The sequence below is a fragment of the Micromonospora sp. WMMC241 genome (assembly GCF_027460165.1).
Lineage (GTDB): Bacteria > Actinomycetota > Actinomycetes > Mycobacteriales > Micromonosporaceae > Micromonospora > Micromonospora humi.
On the sequence record NZ_JAPZBF010000001.1, the window covers coordinates 1,781,515 to 1,805,582 of the forward strand.

General features: G+C 72.1%; 23 protein-coding genes and 1 tRNA gene. 14 read left to right on the forward strand and 10 right to left on the reverse strand.

The features are described from left to right. Positions 1-77 precede the first annotated feature (77 nt). Complete coding sequence (locus O7598_RS08555; RefSeq protein WP_269690794.1) at positions 78-1,073, reverse strand: LLM class flavin-dependent oxidoreductase; 996 nt, start codon at positions 1,071-1,073, stop codon at positions 78-80. Between the two features lie 62 nt (positions 1,074-1,135). After that, a complete protein-coding gene (locus tag O7598_RS08560; RefSeq protein ID WP_091059852.1) occupies positions 1,136-1,615 on the reverse strand; it encodes an Lrp/AsnC family transcriptional regulator in 480 nt (159 codons plus the stop codon). A gap of 102 nt (positions 1,616-1,717) precedes the next feature. On the opposite strand from O7598_RS08560, the gene O7598_RS08565 reads away from it, so the two are divergent. Continuing rightward, positions 1,718-2,875, forward strand: coding sequence for a trans-sulfuration enzyme family protein (locus O7598_RS08565; protein WP_269690795.1), 1,158 nt, complete (start codon positions 1,718-1,720; stop codon positions 2,873-2,875). A gap of 93 nt (positions 2,876-2,968) precedes the next feature. Here the strand turns inward: O7598_RS08565 and O7598_RS08570 are convergent, their stop codons facing one another. Together O7598_RS08570 and O7598_RS08575 are read right to left on the reverse strand one after the other, a co-directional pair. After that, entirely contained in the window at positions 2,969-3,652 is a 684-nt protein-coding gene (locus O7598_RS08570; RefSeq protein WP_269690796.1) for a transcriptional regulator, read from the reverse strand. Between the two features lie 99 nt (positions 3,653-3,751). Continuing rightward, a tRNA-Leu gene (locus tag O7598_RS08575) sits at positions 3,752-3,834 on the reverse strand. Between the two features lie 81 nt (positions 3,835-3,915). On the opposite strand from O7598_RS08575, the gene O7598_RS08580 reads away from it, so the two are divergent. From O7598_RS08580 to polA, 11 genes are all read left to right on the forward strand, one after another. Then, complete coding sequence (locus tag O7598_RS08580; protein WP_091059864.1) at positions 3,916-4,539, forward strand: ANTAR domain-containing response regulator; 624 nt, start codon at positions 3,916-3,918, stop codon at positions 4,537-4,539. 41 nt (positions 4,540-4,580) lie between these two features. After that, positions 4,581-5,765, forward strand: a complete 1,185-nt coding sequence (locus tag O7598_RS08585) for a hypothetical protein (RefSeq protein ID WP_269690797.1) — start codon at positions 4,581-4,583, stop codon at positions 5,763-5,765. Between the two features lie 259 nt (positions 5,766-6,024). Then, entirely contained in the window at positions 6,025-7,185 is a 1,161-nt protein-coding gene (locus O7598_RS08590; RefSeq protein WP_269690798.1) for a branched-chain amino acid ABC transporter substrate-binding protein, read from the forward strand. 107 nt (positions 7,186-7,292) lie between these two features. Then, positions 7,293-8,243 (forward strand): branched-chain amino acid ABC transporter permease, encoded by a 951-nt coding sequence (locus O7598_RS08595; protein WP_269690799.1) that lies wholly within the window; start codon positions 7,293-7,295, stop codon positions 8,241-8,243. Continuing rightward, positions 8,240-9,379 (forward strand): branched-chain amino acid ABC transporter permease, encoded by a 1,140-nt coding sequence (locus O7598_RS08600; protein ID WP_269690800.1) that lies wholly within the window; start codon positions 8,240-8,242, stop codon positions 9,377-9,379. The genes O7598_RS08595 and O7598_RS08600 overlap by 4 nt, the downstream gene beginning before the upstream one ends. Continuing rightward, on the forward strand, positions 9,372-10,217 hold the full coding sequence (locus O7598_RS08605) for an ABC transporter ATP-binding protein (protein WP_442929836.1): 846 nt from the start codon (positions 9,372-9,374) through the stop codon (positions 10,215-10,217). Before O7598_RS08600 ends, O7598_RS08605 begins: the two co-directional genes overlap by 8 nt. Beyond that, positions 10,207-10,917 (forward strand): ABC transporter ATP-binding protein, encoded by a 711-nt coding sequence (locus tag O7598_RS08610; protein WP_269690801.1) that lies wholly within the window; start codon positions 10,207-10,209, stop codon positions 10,915-10,917. The genes O7598_RS08605 and O7598_RS08610 overlap by 11 nt, the downstream gene beginning before the upstream one ends. Before the next feature lie 30 nt (positions 10,918-10,947). After that, positions 10,948-11,853: an ABC transporter substrate-binding protein gene (locus tag O7598_RS08615; RefSeq protein WP_269690802.1), complete on the forward strand. Its 906-nt coding sequence runs from the start codon at positions 10,948-10,950 to the stop codon at positions 11,851-11,853. A gap of 4 nt (positions 11,854-11,857) precedes the next feature. Continuing rightward, complete coding sequence (locus tag O7598_RS08620; RefSeq protein WP_269690803.1) at positions 11,858-12,835, forward strand: amino acid ABC transporter permease; 978 nt, start codon at positions 11,858-11,860, stop codon at positions 12,833-12,835. A 53-nt stretch (positions 12,836-12,888) separates the two neighbouring features. Next, positions 12,889-13,641, forward strand: coding sequence for an amino acid ABC transporter ATP-binding protein (locus tag O7598_RS08625; protein WP_269694805.1), 753 nt, complete (start codon positions 12,889-12,891; stop codon positions 13,639-13,641). A 72-nt stretch (positions 13,642-13,713) separates the two neighbouring features. Then, entirely contained in the window at positions 13,714-16,413 is a 2,700-nt protein-coding gene (polA, locus tag O7598_RS08630) for a DNA polymerase I (protein WP_269690804.1), read from the forward strand. Between the two features lie 13 nt (positions 16,414-16,426). Here the strand turns inward: polA and O7598_RS08635 are convergent, their stop codons facing one another. The 5 genes from O7598_RS08635 to O7598_RS08655 form a co-directional block, all read right to left on the reverse strand. After that, on the reverse strand, positions 16,427-17,293 hold the full coding sequence (locus O7598_RS08635; RefSeq protein ID WP_269690805.1) for a CPBP family intramembrane glutamic endopeptidase: 867 nt from the start codon (positions 17,291-17,293) through the stop codon (positions 16,427-16,429). A gap of 48 nt (positions 17,294-17,341) precedes the next feature. Beyond that, positions 17,342-17,689 (reverse strand): DUF3140 domain-containing protein, encoded by a 348-nt coding sequence (locus tag O7598_RS08640; RefSeq protein WP_442929837.1) that lies wholly within the window; start codon positions 17,687-17,689, stop codon positions 17,342-17,344. Next, complete coding sequence (locus tag O7598_RS08645; RefSeq protein ID WP_269690806.1) at positions 17,676-17,894, reverse strand: DUF2945 domain-containing protein; 219 nt, start codon at positions 17,892-17,894, stop codon at positions 17,676-17,678. Before O7598_RS08645 ends, O7598_RS08640 begins: the two co-directional genes overlap by 14 nt. A 47-nt stretch (positions 17,895-17,941) precedes the next feature. Then, on the reverse strand, positions 17,942-18,262 hold the full coding sequence (locus tag O7598_RS08650; RefSeq protein ID WP_269690807.1) for a hypothetical protein: 321 nt from the start codon (positions 18,260-18,262) through the stop codon (positions 17,942-17,944). Positions 18,263-18,369: 107 nt separating this feature from the next. Continuing rightward, complete coding sequence (locus O7598_RS08655; RefSeq protein WP_269690808.1) at positions 18,370-19,173, reverse strand: class I SAM-dependent methyltransferase; 804 nt, start codon at positions 19,171-19,173, stop codon at positions 18,370-18,372. A 320-nt stretch (positions 19,174-19,493) separates the two neighbouring features. Here O7598_RS08655 and rpsA point away from each other — a divergent pair, with 320 nt between their 5' ends. Both rpsA and coaE read left to right on the forward strand, forming a co-directional pair. Further along, on the forward strand, positions 19,494-21,032 hold the full coding sequence (gene rpsA / locus O7598_RS08660) for a 30S ribosomal protein S1 (RefSeq protein WP_269690809.1): 1,539 nt from the start codon (positions 19,494-19,496) through the stop codon (positions 21,030-21,032). A 166-nt stretch (positions 21,033-21,198) separates the two neighbouring features. Further along, positions 21,199-22,377: a dephospho-CoA kinase gene (gene coaE / locus O7598_RS08665; RefSeq protein ID WP_269690810.1), complete on the forward strand. Its 1,179-nt coding sequence runs from the start codon at positions 21,199-21,201 to the stop codon at positions 22,375-22,377. An 8-nt stretch (positions 22,378-22,385) separates the two neighbouring features. On the opposite strand, the gene O7598_RS08670 is transcribed toward coaE, so the two are convergent. Next, complete coding sequence (locus O7598_RS08670) at positions 22,386-23,795, reverse strand: hypothetical protein (protein WP_269690811.1); 1,410 nt, start codon at positions 23,793-23,795, stop codon at positions 22,386-22,388. Between the last annotated feature and the right edge of the window lie 273 nt (positions 23,796-24,068).

Sequence of the window (24,068 nt, forward strand, 5' to 3'; positions counted from 1 at the left end):
GAATGCCGTACCACCACCGGGGACTAAGTTATGCGTCCCACGCGACGCTGCGGTGACGTGGCTATGAAGAGCGTGTTTCAGCCTTCCCGGCGCAGGCCACCGGCCACCTTCTCGGCGATCAGCTCGAACGAGCGGACCCGGTCGTCCACGTCGTAGACCATCGAGGTCAGCATCAACTCGTCCGCGCCGGTGCGCTCCAGCAGCGTCCCGAGCTGCCGGGCCACCGTCTCCGGCGAGCCGGTCGCCTGACCGTCGCGACGCTGCGCCACGAACTCCCGCTCCAGCTCGGAATACGGATAGGCCGCCGCCTCCTCCGGCGTGACCAGCGGCTCCGGTCGCCCCGACCGCAACTTCAGGAACGACAACCCGGCCGGCCCGGCCAGCCACTCCGCCCGCTCGTCGGTCTCCGCGCACACCGCGTTGACCGCCACCATCGCGTACGGCCGGTCCAGCCACTGCGACGGCCGGAAGTGCTGCCGGTAGAGCTGCAACGCCGGAATCGTGTTCTGCGAGCTGAAGTGGTGCGCGAACGAGAACGGCAACCCGAGCAGGCCGGCGAGCTGGGCGCTGAACCCGCTCGACCCGAGCAGCCACACCTGCGGCGACTGCCCGCGCCCCGGCGTCGCCGTGATCGGGCCCGGCTCGGCGCCGCTGAAGTAGTTCATCAGGTCGGCCAGCTCGCGCGGGAAGTGCTCCGCGGACAGGCCCTCCATGGTGCGGCGCAACGCCAAGGCGGTCCCCTGGTCGGTGCCGGGCGCCCGCCCGATGCCCAGGTCGATCCGGCCCGGGTGCAGCGCCTCCAGGGTGCCGAACTGCTCGGCCACCACCAGCGGCGCGTGGTTGGGCAACATCACCCCACCGGAGCCCAACCGGATCGTGGACGTGTTCGCGGCCAGGTGGGCGAGCAGCACCGCCGGCGCCGAACTGGCGATCGCCGGCATGTTGTGGTGCTCGGCCACCCAGAACCGGCGGTAGCCCAGCTCCTCGGTGCGCCGGGCCAGCTCGGTGGTGTGCCGCAGGGCCTCACCGGCACTGCCGGTCGCGGCCACCGGGGCAAGGTCAAGAACAGACATGGGTACGTCGATCACGCTGTGGTGCAACCCGCCGGGTGCCGGAATTGTTCCCCTCGGGTGGCTCAGCCCATGCCCCGGGCCTGCTCGAAGATGAGGCTGGTCTGGGTGTGCCGCACCGCCGGATCCACCGCCAGGTGGTCGAGCACGAAATCCCGCAGCGCGTCCCCGGACGCCGCCCGCACGTGCAGCACGTAGTCCTCCGCGCCCGCCACGTGGAACACCGACACCACCCCCGGCAGTCGCACCGACCGGGCCCGGAACGCGTCCACCGCGGCCCGCTCGTGCGCGGTCAACCGCACCGACACCAGCGCCTGCAACGGCAGCCCCACCGCCGCCGGGTCGACGTCCGCGTGGAATCCTCGGATCGCCCCGCACTCGCGCAGCGCCCGGGTACGCGTCAGACACGTCGACGGCGCCACGCCCACCCGCTCCGCCAGCGCGTTGTTGGGCAGCCGCCCGTCGGCGGTCAACTCGGTGAGGATCGCGCGGTCGACGTCGTCGAGGCCGGAGAACGGCCGCACATCGTTCGGTGCGAGAGGCATGCCGCCATCCTCCACCGAAGATGCGTCGGACGGAAGCGAGATCATCAGAATCTTCTTCGCTGCTCTTGCCTCGTACTGCCGTCATGTTCGACGCTTCCGGGCATGACCGCCCTGGACACCGCAGCCGTGCACGCCGGGCGTGACGACCTCGCCGGCCTCGGCGTCCACGTCCCGCCCATCGACCTCTCCACCACCAACCCGCTGCCCTCGGTGACCGACGGCGGCGACGCCTACGAGACGCTCGCCACCGGCAACCCGCTCCCGGCCGGCGCCAGCGCCGTCTACCAGCGGCTCTGGAACCCCACCGTGGCCCGCTTCGAGAACGCCCTCGCCCAGCTCGAAGGCACCGCCGAGGCGGTCGCGTTCGCCAGCGGCATGGCCGCGCTCACCGCCACAGTGCTCGCCGCCACCCGCGACGGTAAGCGCCACGTCGTCGCCGTCCGCCCGCTCTACGGCGGCACCGACCACGTCCTCGCCAGTGGCCTGCTCGGCACCGAGGTCACCTGGGCCCGCGCCGCCGACGTCGCCGCCGCGATCCGCCCCGACACCGCACTGGTCGTCGTCGAGACCCCGGCCAACCCCACCCTCGACCTGGTCGACATCGCCGCGCTCGCCACCGCCGCCGGCGACGTCCCGCTGCTCGTCGACAACACCGTCGCCACCCCCGTGCTCCAGCAGCCCGCCCGGCACGGCGCCGCGCTCGTGCTGCACAGCGCCACCAAGAGCATCGGCGGCCACGGCGACGTCCTCGCCGGCGTCGTCGCCTGCGCGCCCGACTGGGCCGCCCGGCTGCGCCAGGTCCGCGCCGTCACCGGCGCCGTCCTGCACCCGCTCGGCGCCTACCTGCTGCACCGCGGCCTGCAGACCCTGCCGCTGCGGGTCCGCGCCCAGCAGGCCGGCGCGGAGAAGCTCGCCGCCTGGCTCGCCGGCCACCCGGCCGTCGAGCGGGTCCACCACCCCTCCCGGCACGACCCGGCCGGCCTGGTCGGCCGCCAGATGGCCGGCGGCGGCAGCCTGCTCGCCTTCGAGGTACGCGGCGGCGCGCCCGCCGCCGCCACGGTCGCCGGCGCCTGCGAGCTGATCACCCACGCCGTCTCGCTCGGCGGCGTCGACACGCTGATCCAGCACCCGGCCTCGCTGACCCACCGGCCGGTCGAGGGCGACGCGAAGCCGTGCGGCGGGTTGCTGCGGGTGTCGGTCGGCCTGGAGGACCCGGAGGACCTGCGGGCGGACCTGGCGCGGGCGCTCGCGTCGATCTGACGCGGACGCGCGCGTCGATCGGCCGCGCCGGGCGTCGGCATCGGCCGCGCCGGACGGTCGCCGTCGGTGTCGTGCTGCGGCGCGACCGTCCGGTCAGGACTTCGGGCCTACGTGCCGGTCGAGCGCGGCGACCGCTTCCCGGCGGGCGACCGACAGGGACCACGGCAGGTTCATCCGCCAGGCGATGCCGAGCAGGTCGAGCGCCCACTGGCAGAGCGCCATGATGTCGGTGGAGCGGTTGGAGAACATGTAGCGGGGATAGACGTACGCCTTGCCGCGGACCACGACCCGGTTGGCGAAGCGGCAGCCGTCGGAGTGGAACAACCCGCGCAGGAAGTCGCCCGGGTGGGTCTCGACGATGACCCGTTGCCACTCGGCGAGGACGATCGGGCGTTCGTGCTTCTTGCCCGGCCCGTGCTGGGGAAACAGGCACGGCCAGTGGATGGCGGTGCTCTGCACGGCGACACAGCCCTGCTTCTGGATGCGCTGCACCTTGTTGGCCAGCACCGCACGCATAGCGACGTCGCACTTCTCGATCAGGCTCGGCCAGGCGTCGGCGCAGTAGATGCGGAGCACCGGCGTCCGGTCCGTGGTGACCAGGTGTCCGTCACCGAGATAGAGCCCGAGCAGGTAGGCGTAGGCCGCCCGGTCCGGTGGACCGTCCTGGTCGGGGCCGCAGCGGAAGCAGCGGACCGCGCTGCCGAAGATCGCCGGCTCGGGCCGGTCGACGCACCAGTGCCAGACCGTGGTGTAGGGCAGGGAGAGGCTGCGGGCCACCGAACGGATGTTGTGACCCCGAGCGCGAAGGGCGCGGGCTCGTGCCCGCATTTCGGGAGGATGCACAGCAACATCCTCGAACACGTGTATGACAAGAAGTGCCGGGAGCGGGATTCGAACCCGCAAGCCCTTTCGGGCAGAAGTGTTTGAGACTTCCGTGTATGCCGTTCCACCATCCCGGCGGGGTGCGGTAACTGTACCCGACTAGGCTCATGCGGGAGCATGGGTGGTGACCGTGCCGAGATCGATGGTGGGAGTGGCTCGTGGGCGAGATGCAGACGGATGCCGAGCGCAAGCGCGTTCTGATCGCCGAGGACGAGGCGCTGATCCGGCTGGACCTGGCCGAGATGCTGGTCGAGGAGGGCTACGAGGTGGTCGGCGAGGCCGGCGACGGCGAGACCGCCGTCAAGCTCGCCGAGGAGCTCAAGCCGGACCTGGTCATCCTCGACATCAAGATGCCGATCATGGATGGGCTGGCCGCCGCCGAGCGGATCGCCGGTGCGCGCATCGCCCCCGTGATCATCCTGACCGCGTTCAGCCAGCGCGACCTGGTGGAGCGGGCCCGGGCGGCCGGCGCGATGGCCTACCTGGTGAAGCCGTTCCAGAAGAGCGACCTGGTGCCGGCGGTGGAGATCGCGCTGTCCCGCTACTCGGAGATCTCCGCGCTGGAGGCCGAGGTCGCCGGCCTGACCGACCGGCTGGAGATCCGCAAGACCGTCGAACGGGCCAAGGGCGCGCTGATGACCACCTATGGCATGACCGAGCCGCAGGCCTTCAAGTGGATCCAGCGCACCGCGATGGACCACCGGATGACCATGAAGGAGGTCGCCGAGCGGATCCTCGCCGAGACCGCCGGCGGCGAGGTGGCGCAGCAGCCCGCCTCCTGACCCGCCTGCCGGGAGGGCAGCCGATCGATAGGATCGGATCCATGCCTCTTCCGCGCCCGAGGTCGGTGTTCGTCGTGGCGGCCGGTGTCGCGGTGCTGGTGGCCGCCTGCCGCTCGGCGCCGGAGGAGCCGGCCGCGCCGGAGCCCGTGCGCCCGGCCTGGCGGGCCGTCGAGCTGCCCCTGCCGCCGGGCCCCGCGGGTCGCCCGCTTTTGCGCGACGCGACGCGGTGCGCCGGGCGCTGGTACGCCGTCGGCGGGCTCGTCGATCCGGCGGGGGAGACCCGACCGGCGGCTTGGTCCAGCTCGGACGGCGTGACCTGGTCGGCGTTGCCGGTGCGGGCGCAGACGTTCTACGGCCGGCAGCACGTGCTCTACGCGGTCGCGTGTCGCGACGACGGGATGGCGGCGCTCGGGGCGAAGACGGGCGGCGTGCACGGCAATCCGCGTACCGGATCCTGGGTGTGGCGTCCGGGCGGGCCGGTGCGGGAGGTGCCGGCGGCGTTCGAGCTGTTCGGCGGGCCGCGCGCGGTGAGCGCGTCGCGGCTGGCGGCCGGGCCGGGCGGCTGGTTGATCGCGGGGGCGCGCACGGACGGCGCGGCGGTGTGGACGTCGCCGGACGCCGGCGGGTTCGTGGTGCGCGAGGGCGTCGCGGAGTTGGCCGGCGACGCACGGGGCCGGACGGCGGCGTCGGACGCGGTGGCGCTGGGGTCGGGTTGGCTGGTGGTGGGGTCGTTGCTGCCGGCGGGCGGCACGGCGTTGACGCCGCTGGCCTGGTCGTCGGCGGACGGCCGGTCGTGGCGGCGGGCGGCGTTGCCGGCGGACTCCGGCGGGGCGGCGGAGCGGGTGGTGCTGCGCGACGGCGCGCCGACGGCGGTGGGTCCGGTGCGCGACGGCTTCGCGGTGTGGGGGTCCTCGGCCGATGGGTCGGACGGGTGGCGGCGGGTCGGCGGTTTCGGCGCGGCCGGGCCCGGGGTGTCGGCGGTGACGGGTCTGGTGGCGGCCGGTGGTCGGCTGGTCGCGGTGACCGGTGACGGCGCGGATCGCCGATTGTGGATATCGGGTGACGGCGGCGTGTCGTGGCGGCCGGTGATCGTGCCGACGCCCGTGCCGGCACGCGGCGACGCGGCGGTGGCGGTGGCCGCGGGCGACACCGGGCTGCTGGTGGTCGCGGATGACGGGAGAAGCTCCCGTGCCTGGTGGGCGGCGTTGCCGGACGTCGATGGGTAGCGGGTGACGGTCGGTTGACCCGTTACCGATGAAACCTCGGTGAAAGCCTTTCGGCGCCTACGGTTCTTACGGGAAGCGTCGGGAATCCGCCACGGCGTGTAACGGTTCGGTCAACCCCGCTTTCCGGGTCTTACGCCACCGCTCGCCAGTGGGATAACGTCCCGGCCCAGACCGGCGACGACGGTCTGGTTCGTCCGCCCCCCGCAAGGGCCAATCAGCAGCGGGTGGTTCGGACCATGGACGGAGGAGGGTTCGGGCCTTGAGGCAGAAGCTCGCACGCGTGATCGGCGGGGTCGCCATGCTGGCGCTCGTCGCCGGTGGTACCGCTTGTTCCAGCGGCAGCGACGATGAGGGTTCCGGGGGCAGCGCCTGCGGGAGCAAGATCGCTTTCTTTGGCGCGCTGACCGGTAGCTCGGCCGCGCTGGGCATCAACGAGAAGAACGGCGCCAAGCTGGCGGTCGACAAGTACAACAAGGAGAACCCGGACTGCAAGGTCGAGCTCGCCGAGCTCGACTCGCAGGGCAGCCCGGACCAGGCGCCCGGCCTGGCCCAGAAGGCGATCGACGACACCAAGATCCTCGGTGTCGTGGGTCCGGCCTACTCGGGCGAGTCGGAGGCCGCCGGTCCGCTGTTCAACGAGGCCGGTCTGGTCACCATCACCCCCTCCGCGACCAACCCGACCCTCGCCAAGAAGGGTTGGAAGACCTTCTTCCGGGCGGTCGGCAACGACCTGAGCCAGGGTCCCGCCGCCGGCAGCTACATCAAGAACGTCATCAAGGCCGACCGGGTCTACGTCATCGACGACCAGTCGGCGTACGGCGCCGGCCTGGCCGACGAGGTCAAGAAGGTGCTCGGCCCGGCGGTCGTGGGCAGCGACAAGGTCCAGGGCGAGGGCAAGCAGACCGAGTTCTCCGGTGTGGTCACCAAGGTCAAGGCCGCCAACGTCAAGGCGGTCTTCTACGGCGGCTACTACCAGGAGGCCGGCCTGATCCGCAAGCAGCTCACCGCTGCCGGCGTCACCGCCCCGCTGGTCGCCGGTGACGGCGTGAACGACGGCGCCTACATCACCTCCGCCGGTGCGGCGGCCGCCGAGGGCACCATCCTCACCTGCCCCTGCCAGCCGTCCACCGAGGCCCGTGGCTCCTTCGCCGCCGACTACAAGGCGCTGAACGGCGCCGACCCGGGCACCTACAGCGACACCGCGTTCGACGCGGCGAACATCCTGCTGGCGGGCATCAAGGCCGGCAAGACCTCCCGCGCCGACCTGGTGGAGTTCGTCAAGGGCTACAGCGGCGAGGGCGTGGCCGCCAGCTACAAGTTCGTCGAGGGCGGCGAGCTGGACCCGGCGCAGGTCAAGGTCTGGGCGTTCAAGGTGCAGGGCGGCAAGGTCGTCCCGGACCAGGAGATCCCGAAGCCCTGATCGTCTGATCGCTGCGACTGGCGATTGAGTTGTGAATCGCGGGTGCGGCCGGGAGCTGGCTCCCGGCCGCACCCCCTTTTTCTCTTGAGCGACGGAGCGTCCCTCCCTTGAACTTCGACGGACTGTTCTCCAACTTCGGAGAACTCACCACGACCGGCCTGACACAGGGTGCGATCTACGCCCTGGTCGCGCTCGGCTACACGCTTGTCTACGGCGTGCTCAGGCTCATCAACTTCGCCCACTCCGAGGTGTTCATCGCGGGCGCGTTCGCCGCGATCTGGACCTGGAACGGTTTCGGTCTCGACCAGAACTCCCAGGTCAGCGGCGTCGGCTCGATCCTGTTCTACCTGCTGGTGGCGATGATCGTGGCGGCCATCGCCTCGGCCGGCACCGCGACCGTGATCGAGCGGGTGGCGTACCGGCCGCTGCGTAAGCGCAACGCGCCACCGCTGGCGTTCCTGATCACCGCCATCGGCGCCTCGATCGCGATCTCCGAGGCGTTCGGCGTCTACACCCGGCGCCTGCCGGAGGGCGCGCCGTCGCTGGTCAGCTCGAAGCCGCTCTTCCACGTCGCCGGGGTGCCGATCGACAGCATCCAGCTGCTCACCATCGGCGCCGCGCTGGTGATGATGTTCGCGCTGGACCAGTTCATCAACCGCAGCCGCACCGGCCGCGGCATCCGGGCGGTGGCGCAGGACGCCAACACGGCGGCCCTGATGGGCGTCAACAAGGACCGGATCATCCTGATGGTCTTCATCGCCGGCGGCACCATGGCCGGCGTCGCGGGCCTGCTCTACGACGTACGGATCCAGACGCTCACCTACAGCGTCGGCTTCCTGCTGGGCCTCAAGGCGTTCACCGCCGCGGTGCTCGGCGGCATCGGCAACCTGCGGGGCGCGCTGATCGGCGGCCTGCTGCTGGGCGTCGTGGAGAACTACGCCTCCGGCCTGTTCGGCAGTCAGTGGAAGGACTTCGCCGCGTTCGCGGTGCTGGTCGTGCTGCTGATGTTCCGCCCGACCGGTCTGCTGGGCGAATCACTGGGGAGGGCACGCGCATGACGACCACCATTGACCCGCCGGAGCGGCGGGAGACGGCGGTGGACAAGCTGCGGAACGGCCGGGCGGCGATCGCGGATCGCTGGCACCACGCCCCGCGCTGGGTGCGGTGGGTGCTGCTGGCCGCGGTCATCGTGTTCTTCTACGCGCTGCCGAACAAGGAGTTCTACCAGTACCTCGGGCCGATCCCGACGCCCGGGGCGAACTTCACCCAGGTGCTCTTCACCGTCTCGATCTACGTGCTGCTGGCGGTCGGCCTGAACATCGTGGTCGGGTTCGCCGGTCTGCTCGACCTCGGCTACTTCGGCTTCTTCGCGGTCGGCGCGTACACCGTCGCGGTGCTCACGTCGCCGAGCAGCAACCTCAAGACGCTGTGGCCGTGGCTGCTGGTGGTGCCGATCGCGATCGCGCTGACCATGGTCTCCGGCGTCATGCTGGGCACGCCGACGCTGCGCCTGCGCGGCGACTACCTGGCGCTGGTGACGCTCGGCTTCGCCGAGATGATCCGGATCGCGGCGGTCAGCTCCTCGTTCCTCAAGGGACAGCGGGGCTTCAGCGAGATCCCGCACCCGCCGGGCAAGTACGCCGACGGGCGGCCGTTCTTCGGCGTGCTCGACGCCCGCCCCTACTACTGGCTGGTGCTCACGCTGATCATCCTGGTGGTGATCGGGGTGCGGAACCTGACCCACAGCCGGGTCGGCCGGGCCTGGATCTCGATCCGGGAGGACGAGGACGCGGCCCAGCTGATGGGCGTGCCGACGTTCAAGTTCAAGCTCTGGGCGTTCGCCTCCGGCGCGGCGATCGCCGGCCTGGCCGGCGCGCTGTTCGCCGGCAAGCAGAACTTCGTCAACTCGCAGAACTTCGAGCTGCTCAACTCGATCATCATCCTGGCCGCGGTCATCTTCGGCGGCTCCGGCAACATCGTCGGCGCGATCGTCGGTGGCGGCCTGGTGGCGTACATGATCGAGCGGTTCCGCGGCATCGAGCTGTTCGGCATCGAGCTGTACGAGTACCGGTTCCTCTTCTTCGGCCTGGTGCTCGTGATCATGATGATCTTCCGCCCGCAGGGCCTGATCCCGAACCGGCGACGAGCGGCGGAGTTCAAGGACCGCCGCAAGGAGGTGATCGTCGGTGAGTGACACCGAACAGACCCCGGCCGTTCCGGCCCAGGCCGCGGCGCCCGCGGTCGAGACCGTGTCCGAGCGGGAACCGCTGCTGGAGGTCGACCACGTCACGCTGCGCTTCGGCGGCGTGGTGGCCCTCAACGACGTGGACTTCACCCTCTACAAGGGCGAGATCCTCGGGCTGATCGGACCCAACGGCGCGGGCAAGACCACCTGCTTCAACGCGATGACCGGCATCTACCAGCCCACCGAGGGGCAGATCCGGTTCCGGGGCGAGAGGATCAGCGGCAAGAAGCGCCACCAGATCACCCGGATGGGCATGGCCCGCACGTTCCAGAACATCCGGCTCTTCCCGGAGATGACCGCGCTGGAGAACGTCCAGGTCGGCGCGGACGCGCACCACAAGACCAGCGTGGTCTCCGCGCTGCTGCGGCTGCCGCGGCACTGGAAGGAGGAGCGCGAGGGCCGGGAGAAGGCCGAGCGCCTGCTGGAGTTCGTCGGCATCCGCAAGCGGATGCACGAGTTCGCCCGCAACCTGTCCTACGGCGAGCAGCGGCGCCTGGAGATCGCCCGCGCGCTCGCCACCGACCCGGTGCTGCTCTGCCTGGACGAGCCGGCCGCCGGCTTCAACCCGGCGGAGAAGGAGGAACTGCTCCAGCTCATCCGGCAGGTCCGGGACCAGGGCGTGACCGTGCTGCTGATCGAGCACGACATGCGCCTGGTGATGGGCGTGACCGACCGGATCGTGGTCCTGGAGTTCGGAAAGAAGATCGCCGAAGGGCTGCCCGCCGAGGTGCGGGACAACCCGAAGGTGGTCGCGGCGTACCTGGGGGTGCCGGACGATGCTGCTTGAGATCGAGGACGTGAGCCTGCTCTACGGGCGGATCCAGGCGCTGCACGGCATCAGCCTGACCGTGGACGAGGGCGAGATCGTGGCGCTGATCGGCGCGAACGGCGCCGGCAAGTCCACCACCATGCGGGCGATCTCCGGCATCCGGCCGGTCGCCACCGGCAGCATCAGGTTCGCCGGAGAGGACATCACCAAGCTCCGGGCCGACCTGCGGGTCCGGCGCGGGCTGTGCCAGGCGCCCGAGGGCCGGGGCATCTTCCCCGGCATGACGGTGCTGGAGAACCTCGACATGGGCGCGTACACCCGGCGGGACAAGGCCGGCATCGCGCAGGACCTGGCGCGGGTGCTGGACCTGTTCCCGCGGCTGGCCGAGCGGCGCAAGCAGGCCGGCGGCACCCTCTCCGGCGGCGAGCAGCAGATGCTCGCGGTCGGCCGGGCGCTGATGAGCCGGCCGAAGCTGCTGCTGCTCGACGAGCCGTCGATGGGTCTCGCCCCGATGCTGATCCAGCAGATCTTCACCATCATCACGGAGATCAACCAGCAGGGCACCACGGTCCTGCTGGTGGAGCAGAACGCCCAGCAGGCCCTGGCCCGCGCACACCGGGCGTACGTGCTGGAGACCGGCCGGATCGTCAAGAGCGGCACCGGCGCGGACCTGCTGCACGACCCCTCGGTCAAAGAGGCCTACCTCGGCGTGGCCTGACCGACGCCCCCCTCGCAAAAGGAGTACCCCATGGTCCACCCCACCCCCGGCCGGCGGGCGGCGCTCGGCGTCGCCGGCGCGGCAGTCCTCCTGCTCTCCCTCGCCGCCTGCGGTGAGGAGGAGGGCACCGAGCAGCCCGGCGGCGGCCCCAGCGTCGCGTCCTCGGTAGACGCCGCGCTGGCCGCGAAGGTCCCGGACGCGATCAAGTCCGACGGGAAGATCGTGGTCGGCACCGACTCGACGTACGCCCCGGCGGAGTTCCTGGACAACGACGGCAAGACGGTCATCGGCTTCGATGTGGAGCTGTTCACCGCCGTGGCGGCCAAGCTCGGCCTGAAGGCGGAGTTCGTCTCGGCGCCGTTCGGCGACATCATCACCGGCGTCAACTCGGGCAAGTACGAGGTCGGCGTCTCGTCGTTCACCATCAACGACGAGCGCAAGGGCCAGGCCAACATGGTCAGCTACTTCCAGGTCGGCACCCAGTGGGTGACCAAGAAGGGCAACCCGGCCGGGATCGCGCTGGACAACGCCTGCGGCAAGAAGATCGCGGTGCAGAAGGACACGGTCCAGGTCGAGGACATCCAGAAGCGGTCCAAGACCTGTACCGACGCGGGCAAGCCGGCGATCAGCATCGACCAGTTCCCGGGTCAGGACGCCGCCACCGCGGCGGTCGTCTCCGGGAAGGACGACGCGATGCTCGCCGACTACCCGGTCGGGGTGTACGCGGTGACCCAGTCCAACGACGCCCTGGAACTGCTGGACAAGCAGTACGAGGCGGCTCCGTACGGCTACGTGGTGGCCAAGGACCAGGCGCAGTTCGCCGAGGCGGTGCGCGACGCCGCCAAGGCGCTGGTCACCGACGGCTCCTACAAGCAGGTGCTGGACAAGTGGAAGGTGGGGGACGGCGCGATCACGGATCCCGCGATCAACCCGTGACGACATGACCACCGAGGAAGCAACAACCGCGCGGGCACGGCCGGAACCGATCAAGGCCGTGCCCGTGCGGCACCCGGGACGATGGGTCGCGGTGGCGGTGCTCGCCGTGCTGGCCGCGATGTTCGTCCACCTGTTGGTGACCAACGAGGCCTTCAACTGGTCCTTCATGGTCGACAAGATGTTCCGGCCGCCGATCATCGAGGGCCTGGTCCGCGGCACCGTGCTGATCACGGTCAGCGCCATGCTGATCGGCGTCACGCTCGGCGTGGTGATCGCGGTGATGCGGCTCTCCGACAACCCGATCCTGCGCGGCGTGGCCTGGCTCTACACCTGGTTCTTCCGGGCCGTGCCGCGGCTGGTGCTGCTGGCCGTGTTCGGCAACATCGGCATCCTGTGGAGCCGGGTCGAGTTCGGCGTGCCGTTCGACACCCAGCTCGGCCAGCTGTTCGGCATCGACAACCTGCAACTGCGGTTGTTCGGTTTCTCCTCCCGTGACCTCCTCACCGGCTTCATGGCCGGCCTGCTCGGGCTCGCGCTCTCCGAGGCCGCGTACATGGCGGAGATCGTCCGGGCCGGCATCCAGTCGGTGGACGAGGGGCAGACCGAGGCGGCCCAGGCGCTCGGCCTGAGCCGGGGCCAACTGCTGCGTCGGGTGGTGCTGCCGCAGGCGATGCGGGTGATCATCCCGCCGACCGGCAACGAGACCATCGCCATGCTCAAGGACACGTCGCTGCTGCTCTACGTGCCGGTGAGCGTGGAGTTGTTCTTCCAGCTCGACGCCGTCGGCAAGCGGACGTTCCAGATCTTTCCGATGTACGTCGCGGCCTGCCTCTGGTACCTGTTCCTGACCAGCATCCTGCTGGTCGGCCAGTATTTCCTGGAACGCCACTTCGGCAAGGGCTACGGCGCGAGCGGGCGGGCCAGGATGAAGCTGCGGGGGATGACGGCCGAGACCGGCGGGGGCGCGGGGGTGGCGAAGTGACCGAGCTGATCGTGCCCACGCAGGCCACCGCGCCGACGGCCGAGTCCGGCCTGATGGTCCGCGCCGAGCAGGTGCACAAGTCGTTCGGGCCGCTGGAGGTGCTCAAGGGCATCGACCTGGAGGTCCGCGCCGGCGAGGTGTGCTGCCTGCTCGGACCCTCCGGCTCCGGCAAGTCGACGTTCCTGCGGTGCATCAACCACCTGGAGAAGATCGACGCCGGCCGGATCTGGGTGGACGGCGATCTGATCGGCTACCGGGAGCGCGGCGGGAAGCTGCACGAGATGCGGGACAAGGAGGTGGCCGCGCAGCGCCGGGCGATCGGCATGGTGTTCCAGCGGTTCAACCTCTTCCCGCACATGACAGTGCTGGGCAACGTCGTCGAGGCGCCGGTGCTGCTGCGCCAGTCGAAGAAGGCGCAGGCCCGGGAGCGCGCGGCGGAGCTGCTGGAGCGGGTGGGGCTGGGCGACAAGCTCGGCGCGTACCCGGGTCAGCTCTCCGGCGGCCAGCAGCAGCGGGTGGCGATCGCCCGGGCGCTGGCCATGCAACCGAAGCTGATGCTCTTCGACGAGCCGACCAGCGCGCTCGACCCGGAGCTGGTGGGCGAGGTGCTGGACACGATGAAGGACCTGGCCCGCGACGGGATGACGATGATCGTGGTGACCCACGAGATCGGCTTCGCCCGCGAGGTCGGCGACCACCTGGTCTTCATGGACGGCGGGGTGGTCGTCGAGCAGGGCGACCCGCGCGAGGTGATCGCGGCCCCGCGGCACGAGCGGACCAAGGCGTTCCTGGCCAAGGTGCTCTGACCTCGGCCTCCGGTGCGGCACGCGCCGCACCGGAGGCCGAGCTTGTCGGGCGTACGGACTAGAGTCGCTGCCGTGACAGCTACGACGCCGCGCCTGCTCCTCGTCGACGGACACTCCCTGGCATACCGGGCCTTCTTCGCCCTGCCGGTGGAAAACTTCTCCACCACCACGGGGCAGCCGACCAACGCCGTCTACGGCTTCACCTCGATGTTGATCAACGTGCTGCGCGACGAGCAGCCGACCCACATCGTGGTCGCGTTCGACGTCTCCCGCCGCTCCTTCCGCACCGAGAAATACTCCGAGTACAAGGCCGGCCGCAGCGAGACCCCGACCGACTTCAAGGGCCAGGTGAGCCTGGTCAAGGAGGTCCTCGCGGCGCTGCGCGTGCCGGTGGTGGAGAAGGAGGGCTACGAGGCCGACGACGTCATCGCCACGCTCGCCTGCCAGGCCCGCGACCAGGGCATGGACGTGCTGATCACCTCCGGCGACCGGGACGCGTTCCAGCTCGTCGGCGACCAGGTCACCGTGCTCTACCCGCGCAAGGGCGTCTCCGACCTGGCCCGGATGGACCCGGCGGCGGTCGAGGCGAAGTACGGCGTCACCCCCGGCCGCTACCGCGACCTGGCCGCGCTGGTCGGCGAGACCAGCGACAACCTGCCGGGCGTCCCCGGCGTCGGCCCGAAGACCGCGGCCAAGTGGATCAACCTCTACGACGGCGTCGAGGGCGTGGTGGCCCACGCCGACGAGATCAAGGGCAAGGCCGGCGACAGCCTGCGCGAGCGGCTCTCCGACGTGATCCGCAACTACGAGATCAACCGCCTGGTCACCGACCTGGAGCTGCCGGTGCGCCCGGAGGACGCCCGCTGGCAGGGCTGGGACCGGGAGGCCGTGCACCAGGTCTTCGACACGCTGCAGTTCCGCATCCTGCGCGACCGGCTCTACCAATACCTGGAGGCCGTCGAGCCGGAGGCCGAGGCCGGCTTCGAGCTGGCCGGCGAGGTGTTGACCGAGCCGGGCGCGCTCGCCGGCTGGCTGGACACGCACGCTTCGGCGGGCGCGCCGGTCGGCCTGGCCGCCACGCTCGACACCGGCCCCAACCGTCGGCACACCGCGACCGTGACCGGGATGGCGCTGGCCACCGCCGACGGCGCGGCCGCCTGGTTCGACCCGGCCCGGCTGGAGGCCGACGACGAGGCCGCGCTGGCCGGCTGGCTGGCCGACGCCGCGCGTCCCAAGGTGCTGCACGACAGCAAGCCGGCGGTGCTGGCGTTCGCCGCGCACGGCTGGGATCTGCAGGGCATCGCCCGCGACACCCAGATCGCCGCCTACCTGGCCCGTCCCGACCAGCGCTCCTACGACCTCACCGACCTGGCCCTGCGTTACCTGCACCGGGAGCTGCGTGTCGACGCCCCGGAGACCGGCCAGCTCACCCTGGACGGCTTCGGCGACGAGGGCGCGGCCGAGCAGAACCTCATGCTCCAGGCCCGGGCCACCCTCGACCTGGCCGACGCGATCGACGCCGAGCTGTCCCGCGACGGCGAACAGTCCGCCCGGCTGATGGCCGAGGTGGAGCTGCCGCTGATGCGGGTGCTCGCCGCCATGGAGCGCACCGGCATCGCCGCCGACACCGACTACCTCTCCGAGCTGGAGGCGCACTTCGCCGCCGAGGTGAAGGCCGCCGCCCAGGGCGCCTACGAGGTGGTCGGCCGGGAGTTCAACCTGGGCTCGCCCAAGCAGTTGCAGGAGATCCTCTTCACCGAGCTGGGCCTGCCGAAGACCAAGCGGATCAAGACCGGCTACACCACCGACGCCGACGCCCTGCAGTGGCTCTACGCGCAGACCGAGCACCCGCTGCTGCACCACCTGCTGCGCCACCGCGACGTGGCCAAGCTCAAGTCGACGGTGGACGGGCTGCTCAAGTCGGTCTCCGACGACGGCCGGATCCACACCACGTTCAACCAGACCGTGGCGGCGACCGGGCGGCTGTCGTCGACCGAGCCCAACCTGCAGAACATCCCGATCCGCACCGAGGAGGGGCGGCGGATCCGGCGCGCGTTCGTCGTCGGTGAGGGCTACGAATGCCTGCTCACCGCCGACTACAGCCAGATCGAGATGCGGATCATGGCGCATCTGTCCGCCGACGAGGCGCTGGTCGAGGCGTTCAACTCGGGGCACGACTTCCACGCCGCGACCGCCTCCTCGGTCTTCGCCGTCGAGGTCGGCCAGGTGACGGCCGACCAGCGGCGCAAGATCAAGGCGATGAACTACGGCCTGGCCTACGGATTGAGCGCGTTCGGCCTGTCCCAGCAGCTCACCATCTCCGCCGAGGAGGCGCGTGGGCTGATGGAGAACTACTTCGCCGGGTTCGGCGGGGTCCGCGACTACCTCCACGAGGTGGTGGCCCGGGCCCGCCAGGACGGCTACACCTCCACCATCCTGGGTCGCCGGCGCTACCTGCCCGACCTGGTCAGCGACAACCGGCAGCGCCGGGAGATGGCCGAGCGGATGGCGCTCAACGCCCCGATCCAGGGCTCGGCGGCCGACATCATCAAGGTCGCCATGCTGCGCGTCGACGCCGCGTTGCGGGCGGCGGGCCTGCGGTCCCGGATGCTGCTCCAGGTGCACGACGAGCTGGTCTTCGAGGTCGCGCCGGGGGAGCGGGAGGCGTTGGAGGCGTTGGTGCGCAAGGAGATGGGGGCGGCCCACCCGCTGTCGGTGCCGATGGAGGTGTCGGTGGGCGAGGGCCGCGACTGGAACAGCGCCGACCACTGACCCGACCCGGTGCTCACATGCCGAGCAGCCCGGGCAGCGCGTTGACCGCGCCGTGCACCACCAGTGGTGGCCACATCCGGCGGTACCGGGACCACAGGTAGCCGAGGAAGAGCCCCTGCACCCCCTGGTTGACGGCCACCGATGCCAGGTCGGTGCCGGGGCGGCCGCTGCCCTGGATGGCGACGTGCCACGCCGCCCAGACCAGCGACGCCAGCACGATCGCCGGCCAACGGCCCAGCAGCGACTCCCACCGGGTCTGCAACCACCGCCGGTAGAAGACCTCCTCCAGCAGCGCGTTCACGGCGAACACCACCAGCACGGTGGCGACCAGCTCGACCGGCGCGAGCGTCCGTCCCCAGCCGCTGGCCGGGACCGCCAGCGGGGTCGCGTAGCTGAGCACCAGCCACACCGCCACCGGCAGCGCCGGCCCCCAGCGGTGGGCGGCGTCCGCCGGGGCCGGCGCGGGACGCCAACGCGGCGGCCACCGCCGGGCGACCAGGAACACCCCGACCGGTACGCCGAACAGCAGCACCAGCTTCACCACGGTGTACGCCGGCTCGCCACCGAGCAGCGGCATGATCGCGGCGAACGCGATGCCGGCCAGCAGCAGCGGCGTCGCCTCCCGCCACGGCGCGACCGGGTCCGGCCACCGGAGGTCCGCCGCCGGTGGGACCAGCCGGATCAGCGCGATGCCGACCAGGGCCGGGATCCACCGGTGCCACATCGGCACGGTGTCGGTGTGGTCGGCGCTGTAGCGGACGCCGGTGTTCCCGGTCAGCAGCAGCCAGAGCGCGGCGAGGCCGATCAGCGCCAGACCGGCCACGAGGACCAGGCGTCCGGCGCGGGGATGACGGCGGGCGGCGGGTGCGGCGGTCGTCATCGCCGGCACGGTACCAACGCGGCGCGACCGGACCGCCTCCGGCGGGACTCACCCCTTGAGCGGGTCGTGGCCCCAGTTCATCAGCGACCAGCGCCACTTCGTGTCCCGGACGTCGCCGGACGGGCGCTGGGCGAGGTGCCGGTGCACGTATCCGATCACCTTGCGCATGTGCTTGTAGTCGGCGGCGGTGAGCTGGTCGCGCTTGCGGCGCAGCAGGTCCACGATCTTGCGGCCGGAGTCGTGCCCGACCGACTCGCCGCCCTTGGTACCGGGCTTGTGCCAGCCGACGTGCTTGGACTCGTCGGTCTCCAGCCAGCGGGTCAGCTCGGCCGGTTTCATGTTCACCGCGTCGGTGAACTCGCGGTACGTCTGCTGCGGGTCCTCACTGCGGCTCATCGCGCAGCACCTCCGGTCGGTGGGCGACGTCGCGGCCGGAGTCGTCGTTGGTGATCCGGTACTGCGGCTGCTCGGGCGAGGCGTTCACCGGATGCCCGCGGACGTGGGTGCGCTCGGTCAGTTTCTCCTTGACCACGCCGTACGCCCGGCCGCTGTGGCTGGCCCAGGAGACGTGGTCGCCGGCGCGGAACTCCTTCTCGGCCATGCCGCCCGGTTACCCGTCGTCGGGGTCGAGTAACGGGCGGCCGGCGGTCAGGGCCGGATGTCGGCGATCGGCAGCTTGAGCGGGAACGGATCGGTCAGCTCGATGACCTCGCTGCCGTCGGCCACCAGCTCGTACTGGCGCTCACCGCCCGGGCCGATCCGGTCGCCGAGGCGGTACGCGTAGAGGTGCACCGGGTGGGCCGGGGTGCGGGCGTGCAGCCACGCGGCCAGCATGAGCGAGACGACGTGATGGCCCGGATCGGGGGCGGGCATCACCCGGACGATGCCGTCGACGAGCTCGACGCGGGGGGCGTCGTCCGGCGGTGTGCGCAGGTCCTCCAGCGTGTAGTCGGCACGCTGCTGCCGCATCGGGTCCGGACACCAGGGGGAAGGTGGAGTCGGAGCGGGCTCGGCCGGCACGTGGCGACCGTACCGTCGGGTGACGTCACCGACGTCGCACCGGATGTGCGATGTGCTCAGCGGGACGGCTTCTCGGCGACGAAGATGGCGGTGCCGGGGAAGAGGCGGCCGCGCAGCGGGCTCCACTGGCCCCAGATCCCCTCGTGCCCGGCCGGCCACTCCGGCTCCACCAGGTCGAGCAGGCGGAAGCCGGCGTCGACCAGCTCCCGGACCCGGTCGCCGAGCGTGCGGTGCTGCTCCACGTACGTGGCCACGCCGTGCGCGTCCTGCTCGACGTAGGGGGAGCGGTCGAAGTAGGAGTGCACGGCGGTGAGCCCGCCCTCGCCCGGGTCGTCGAGGAAGATCCACCGCATCGGGTGGGTGACCGAGAAGACCCACCGGCCGCCGGGGCGCAGCACCCGGGCCACCTCGCGCATCGCCGCCGCGGAGTCGTCCACGAACGGGATCGCGCCGAACGCGGTGCAGACCACGTCGAAGGCGGCGTCGGCGAACGGCAGGGCCAGCGCGTCGGCCTGGACCAGCGGCACTCGTACCCCGGTCCGGTCGGCGGCCTCGGCGGCGTGGCGCAACATGCCGGCGGACAGGTCCAGGGCGACCGGCCGGGCGCCCTCGGCGGCGAGCCAGCGGGCGGCGGCGGCCGCGCCGGCGCCGAGTTCGAGGACCCGCCGGCCGGTGACGTCGCCGAGCAGCCGGGCGTCGGCCTCGCGCAGGCCCTCGGGGCACCAGACGAAGTCCACCTCGCCGAGGAACGTGCCGTGCTCGGCCTGGTAGGCGTCGGCGTCGGTGTCCCACCAGCCGCGGTTGGCGCGGCGGATCTCTGCGGCGCCGACCCGCCGGCGGGTCACCCTGTCGTCGTCCACCCGTCCACGCTAGGGCCGGCCCGGGCCGGCGGCGTGGTGGGGTCCGGCGTGTTGCGGAAGTGACCGATGTGACGGACGAGACAGGCGTGGCACCTTACCGCGCGAAATCTCCGCTTTCGCAGCCGATGAGCTCGCACGGACCCGGGAGGGCTTGCACGCTGTGGTAATGCAGCGGGTAGGCTAGACGATGCGCTCGCGGATCGTGTGCCTCGGCAGGGAGCAGGTGCGCGGTCACCGGAGCCACTAATGATCTTCTCGCGTCGATCGTTCGGTGTGCCCGGCGACGGATCCGCTGGCGCGGAAGAGTCACCGCGACACCCATGCCCGCTGTGACAACCCATCCGACCGGAGCAACCGCCCACATGACGAGCAGCATCGAGGCCACCTCGAGCGCCAACAAGGTCACGCACGACGATCTCGGCTCTGAGGAAGCATTCCTCGCCGCTATCGACGAGACCATCAAGTACTTCAACGACGGCGACATTGTCGAAGGCACCGTCGTCAAGGTCGATCGGGACGAGGTCCTGCTCGACATCGGCTACAAGACCGAGGGCGTGATCCCCTCTCGGGAGCTGTCGATCAAGCACGACGTGGACCCGGCCGAGGTGGTTTCGGTCGGCGACCACATCGAGGCCCTCGTCCTCCAGAAGGAGGACAAGGAGGGTCGGCTGATCCTCTCCAAGAAGCGGGCGCAGTACGAGCGGGCCTGGGGCACGATCGAGAAGATCAAGGACGAGGACGGCGTCGTCCGCGGCTCGGTCATCGAGGTCGTCAAGGGTGGTCTCATCCTCGACATCGGCCTGCGCGGCTTCCTGCCCGCGTCGCTGGTCGAGATGCGGCGGGTGCGTGACCTGCAGCCGTACGTCGGCCGCGAGCTCGAAGCCAAGATCATCGAGCTGGACAAGAACCGCAACAACGTGGTCCTGTCCCGCCGGGCCTGGCTGGAGCAGACGCAGTCCGAGGTGCGCACCGAGTTCCTCAACAAGCTGCAGAAGGGCCAGGTCCGCAAGGGCGTCGTCTCGTCGATCGTCAACTTCGGCGCGTTCGTCGACCTGGGTGGCGTGGACGGCCTCGTGCACGTCTCCGAGCTGTCCTGGAAGCACATCGACCACCCGTCCGAGGTCGTCGAGGTGGGCCAGGAGGTCGAGGTCGAGGTCCTGGACGTCGACCTGGACCGCGAGCGGGTCTCGCTGTCGCTGAAGGCGACCCAGGAGGACCCGTGGCGTCAGTTCGCCCGCACCCACGCGATCCAGCAGATCGTGCCGGGTAAGGTCACCAAGCTGGTGCCGTTCGGCGCGTTCGTCCGGGTGGACGACGGCATCGAGGGCCTGGTCCACATCTCCGAGCTGGCCGAGCGCCACGTGGAGATCCCGGAGCAGGTCGTGCAGGTCGGCTCCGAGGTCATGGTCAAGGTCATCGACATCGACCTGGAGCGTCGCCGGATCTCGCTGTCGCTCAAGCAGGCCAACGAGGGCTTCGTCGAGGGCGAGGAGCACTTCGACCCGACCCTCTACGGCATGGCTGCCACGTACGACAACGAGGGCAACTACATCTACCCCGAGGGCTTCGACCCGGAGACGGGCGAGTGGCTCGAGGGCTACGACAAGCAGCGCGAGACCTGGGAGAACCAGTACGCCGAGGCGCGTCAGCGTTGGGAGGCCCACACCAAGCAGGTGCAGACCTCCCGCGCCGCCGACGCCGAGGCCGCTGCCAACCCGGCTCCGCCCGCCAGCGCGTCGACCACCTCGACCTCCTCGACCTCGTCGGCCCCGAGCCGTCAGGCCGAGGAGCCGGCCGGCACGCTGGCCACCGACGAGGCGCTCGCCGCGCTGCGGGAGAAGCTCGCCGGCGGCAAGTGACCGGTCGCTGACGCCGGTTCCGTCCGTACGGACGGGCCAGCAGCTCTGACCGACGGGCCCCGTCCCCGCGTTCCGCACCAGCGGAGCGCCGGGGGCGGGGCCCGCGGTCGTTCCGGTCCGGCGAGGCCGGTTTGGCGCGGGCCGGGCGATCGGGTTGACTGTCCGGATGCTGAAGGTGGGGCTGACCGGCGGGATCGGGTCGGGCAAGAGCGCGGTGGCGAGCCGCCTCGCGGCGCTCGGCGCGGTGGTCGTCGACTCGGACCGGATCGCCCGCGAGGTGGTCGCCCCCGGCACCGAGGGCCTGGCCGAGGTGGTCGCCGCGTTCTCCGACCGGGTGCTCGGCGGCGACGGCGCGCTGGACCGGGCCGCGCTGGGCGCCCTGGTCTTCGGCGACGAGGCGGCGCGCCGCCGGCTGGAGGCGATCACCCACCCCCGGGTGCGCGCGCGGGCGGCCGAGCTGGTCGCCGCCGCGCCCGCCGACGCGGTGGTGGTCAACGACGTGCCGCTGCTGGTCGAGGTGGGGCTCGCGCCGACGTACCATCTGGTGCTCGTGGTGCAGACGGCGGTGCCGACCCGGTTGGCGCGGCTGTCGCGCGACCGGGGCATGGACCCGGCCGAGGCCGAGCGGCGAATCGCCGCGCAGGCCGACGACGCCCGCCGGGAGGCGGCGGCGGACGTGCTGCTCACCAACGACGGCACGCTGTCGGAGCTGCACGACGCGGTGGACGACCTCTGGCGGGACCGGCTGCTGCCCTACGAACGCAACGTCCGCGAGCGGCACGCGGTCCGACCCGACCACTCGGCGCTCGCCGAGCCCGACCCGACCTGGCCCGCGCAGTACGCCCGGGTGGCCGCCCGGATCCGGCACGCGGCCGGCGGCGATCTCCGGGTCGACCACGTGGGCTCCACCGCCGTGCCCGGCCTCACCGCGCCGGACGTCATCGACATCCAACTGACCGTGCCCTCGCTCACGGACGCGGACGGCCCGCTCGCCGACCGGTTGGCCGAGGCCGGATTTCCCCGGCTGCCCGGTGAGTGGTGGGACGCGCCGCGCCGCGCCGACCGCGTGCGCTGGGCGAAGCGGCTGCACGCCGGCGCCGACCCGGGCCGGCCGGTGCTCCTGCACCTGCGGGTCGCCGGTTCGGCCGGCTGGCGCCACGCGTTGCTGATGCGCGACCACCTGCGTGCCGACCCGGCGCTGCGGGCCGCCTACCTGCAGGTCAAGCGCGACCTGGTGGCCACCGCCCCGGAGAGCGTCGAGCTGGGCACGCTCACCGACCCCTGGTTCGACGAGGAGCACCTGCGGGCCGAGGAGTGGGCCGCGCAGACCGGCTGGCGGCCCTGACCGGCAGGTCAGCGCGCCGCGCCGGCGAACAGGTCGAGGCGGATCCACACCCCGTGCCCGGTGCGCAGCTCCAGCCGGCGCGGCAGCCCGGACCGGTCGAGCCACCAGCGCAGGCCGCCCGGCACCTCGACGACGTCGACCGTACGGTCAGCCGTCCGATCCTCCCGGACCCGGACCGCCGGCTCGCCCGGCGGATGGGCGCCGGCCCGCAGCGCCGCGGTGAGCAGGCGGTCCAGCTCGTCGGCGGGCGCCGGCGGTGGCGGTGCCCCGGGACCGTCGGGGGAGGCCTGCGTGTGGGCGGCCCGACCGGTCCGGACCTCCCGCCGGGTGCGCCGGCCGGTGTCCTCGTCGGTCACCGTGAGCGATGCCGAGGACGTCGTCCAGTTCAGCGTGCCGGTGCCGTCCAGGTCGGCCGACGGGCCGAGCGGGGCGGCCACGGCCACCGCCACGGCGCCGGCGGCCCGCAGCCGGGCGGGTAGTCGGGCCAGTCGGTCGGCCTCGTCGTCGGTCAGTGCCCGGGGCTGGCCGGGACGACCGCCGAGGGCGTCCACCGGGTGCGGGGTGGGCCGGTCCGCGCGTAGCAGGTCGACCGTGACCGCCGTGCCGTCGGGCAGCCGGCCGGTGAGCCGGTGCAGCCGGGCGTCGCGGTCCAGCCAGAGCGTCGGCCGGGGGTCGCCCGACGCAGCGGCCAGCGAGGCCCGGAACACGTCCACTCCGACGCCCGCGATGCTCTCCCGACGCAGCCAGCGGTCGTCCGGTCGGACCGGGTCGACCCGGTCCGCGCCGAGGCCGAGCAGCAGGTCGCGGACGGCGGTGAGGCCGCGCCCGGCGGAGGGTTCGCGGAGCCGCCACCGGTCGTCCGGCGGCACCAGCGGCGGACGCGCGCGGGGTGACGCGGTCGCGTCGGGGCGGACCAGCAGCGCCGACGTGGTGGCCTGGACGAGGCCCCGGTCGGCGCCCGCGCCGGGTCCGCCGACGTCCAGGTAGACCAGCGGCCGGGCCCAGTCGACCCAGCCGATCAGGTCGGTGCGGTCCCGGCCGGCGCCGACGGTGACCCGGACGCCGGCGCGGACGTCCCGCAGGTTGGTGACCCGGAGCGCGGCCACCCGGTCCGCCTCGGCCGCGCTCAGCGGGCGCTCCGCGTCGGTCCGGTCGGGCCGCTGCGGGGTTCCGCCCAGCAGACCGGTGACCAGGACGGTCGCCGAGGCGGCAGCGGCCACCACCAGCGCGGCCAGGGTGGCGCGCCGCCGGGTCGGGCGCTCCGGCGCGTCGTCCGCACCGTCCAGCGCGCTGTCGTCGCCCGGCCGCGCGGTGGCGGCGGCGGGGCCGGGATCGGTGCGCCGACGGCGGCCGGTGGCGGGCCGGGCCGGGCCGTTGGTGCGGGCGCGGCGGTGACCCCGGCCCGGCTCGCGTGGCACCGGCTGGTCCCCGCCGCCCCGCGCGGTGAGCCGGTGCGGGCGTCCCGCGCGCTGCCGGCCCGGCTCCGGGGTGGACGCGCCGCCGCCGGGCGTGCGGTCGCGTCGCGGCCGGCGATCGGGAGAGGGCTCCACGAGTGGTGAACGCGGCGGTGGGGTTCCGGGTGACGTGCGGTGGCGCTCGCGGCGGCCGGTGAGCGCTTCAGCGCGACCACCGTGGGCGCGCACGCCGGTCGTCCCGGGTGCTGCGGCCCCTGGCGCCGGGGGCGGCCGGGC

Excerpts from the sequence above, each read along its gene's own strand:
- O7598_RS08565 (WP_269690795.1), top strand. The coding sequence starts at position 1,718 with ATGACCGCCCTGGACACCGCAGCCGTGCACGCCGGGCGTGACGACCTC.
- coaE (WP_269690810.1), top strand. The coding sequence starts at position 21,199 with ATGCTGAAGGTGGGGCTGACCGGCGGGATCGGGTCGGGCAAGAGCGCG.
- O7598_RS08640 (WP_442929837.1), bottom strand. The coding sequence starts at position 17,689 with ATGAGCCGCAGTGAGGACCCGCAGCAGACGTACCGCGAGTTCACCGAC.
- O7598_RS08625 (WP_269694805.1), top strand. The coding sequence starts at position 12,889 with ATGGTCCGCGCCGAGCAGGTGCACAAGTCGTTCGGGCCGCTGGAGGTG.
- O7598_RS08645 (WP_269690806.1), bottom strand. The coding sequence starts at position 17,894 with ATGGCCGAGAAGGAGTTCCGCGCCGGCGACCACGTCTCCTGGGCCAGC.
- O7598_RS08555 (WP_269690794.1), bottom strand. The coding sequence starts at position 1,073 with ATGTCTGTTCTTGACCTTGCCCCGGTGGCCGCGACCGGCAGTGCCGGT.
- O7598_RS08560 (WP_091059852.1), bottom strand. The coding sequence starts at position 1,615 with ATGCCTCTCGCACCGAACGATGTGCGGCCGTTCTCCGGCCTCGACGAC.
- O7598_RS08585 (WP_269690797.1), top strand. The coding sequence starts at position 4,581 with ATGCCTCTTCCGCGCCCGAGGTCGGTGTTCGTCGTGGCGGCCGGTGTC.
- O7598_RS08650 (WP_269690807.1), bottom strand. The coding sequence starts at position 18,262 with ATGCGGCAGCAGCGTGCCGACTACACGCTGGAGGACCTGCGCACACCG.
- rpsA (WP_269690809.1), top strand. The coding sequence starts at position 19,494 with ATGCCCGCTGTGACAACCCATCCGACCGGAGCAACCGCCCACATGACG.
- O7598_RS08615 (WP_269690802.1), top strand. The coding sequence starts at position 10,948 with ATGGTCCACCCCACCCCCGGCCGGCGGGCGGCGCTCGGCGTCGCCGGC.
- O7598_RS08600 (WP_269690800.1), top strand. The coding sequence starts at position 8,240 with ATGACGACCACCATTGACCCGCCGGAGCGGCGGGAGACGGCGGTGGAC.
- O7598_RS08620 (WP_269690803.1), top strand. The coding sequence starts at position 11,858 with ATGACCACCGAGGAAGCAACAACCGCGCGGGCACGGCCGGAACCGATC.
- O7598_RS08635 (WP_269690805.1), bottom strand. The coding sequence starts at position 17,293 with ATGACGACCGCCGCACCCGCCGCCCGCCGTCATCCCCGCGCCGGACGC.
- O7598_RS08610 (WP_269690801.1), top strand. The coding sequence starts at position 10,207 with ATGCTGCTTGAGATCGAGGACGTGAGCCTGCTCTACGGGCGGATCCAG.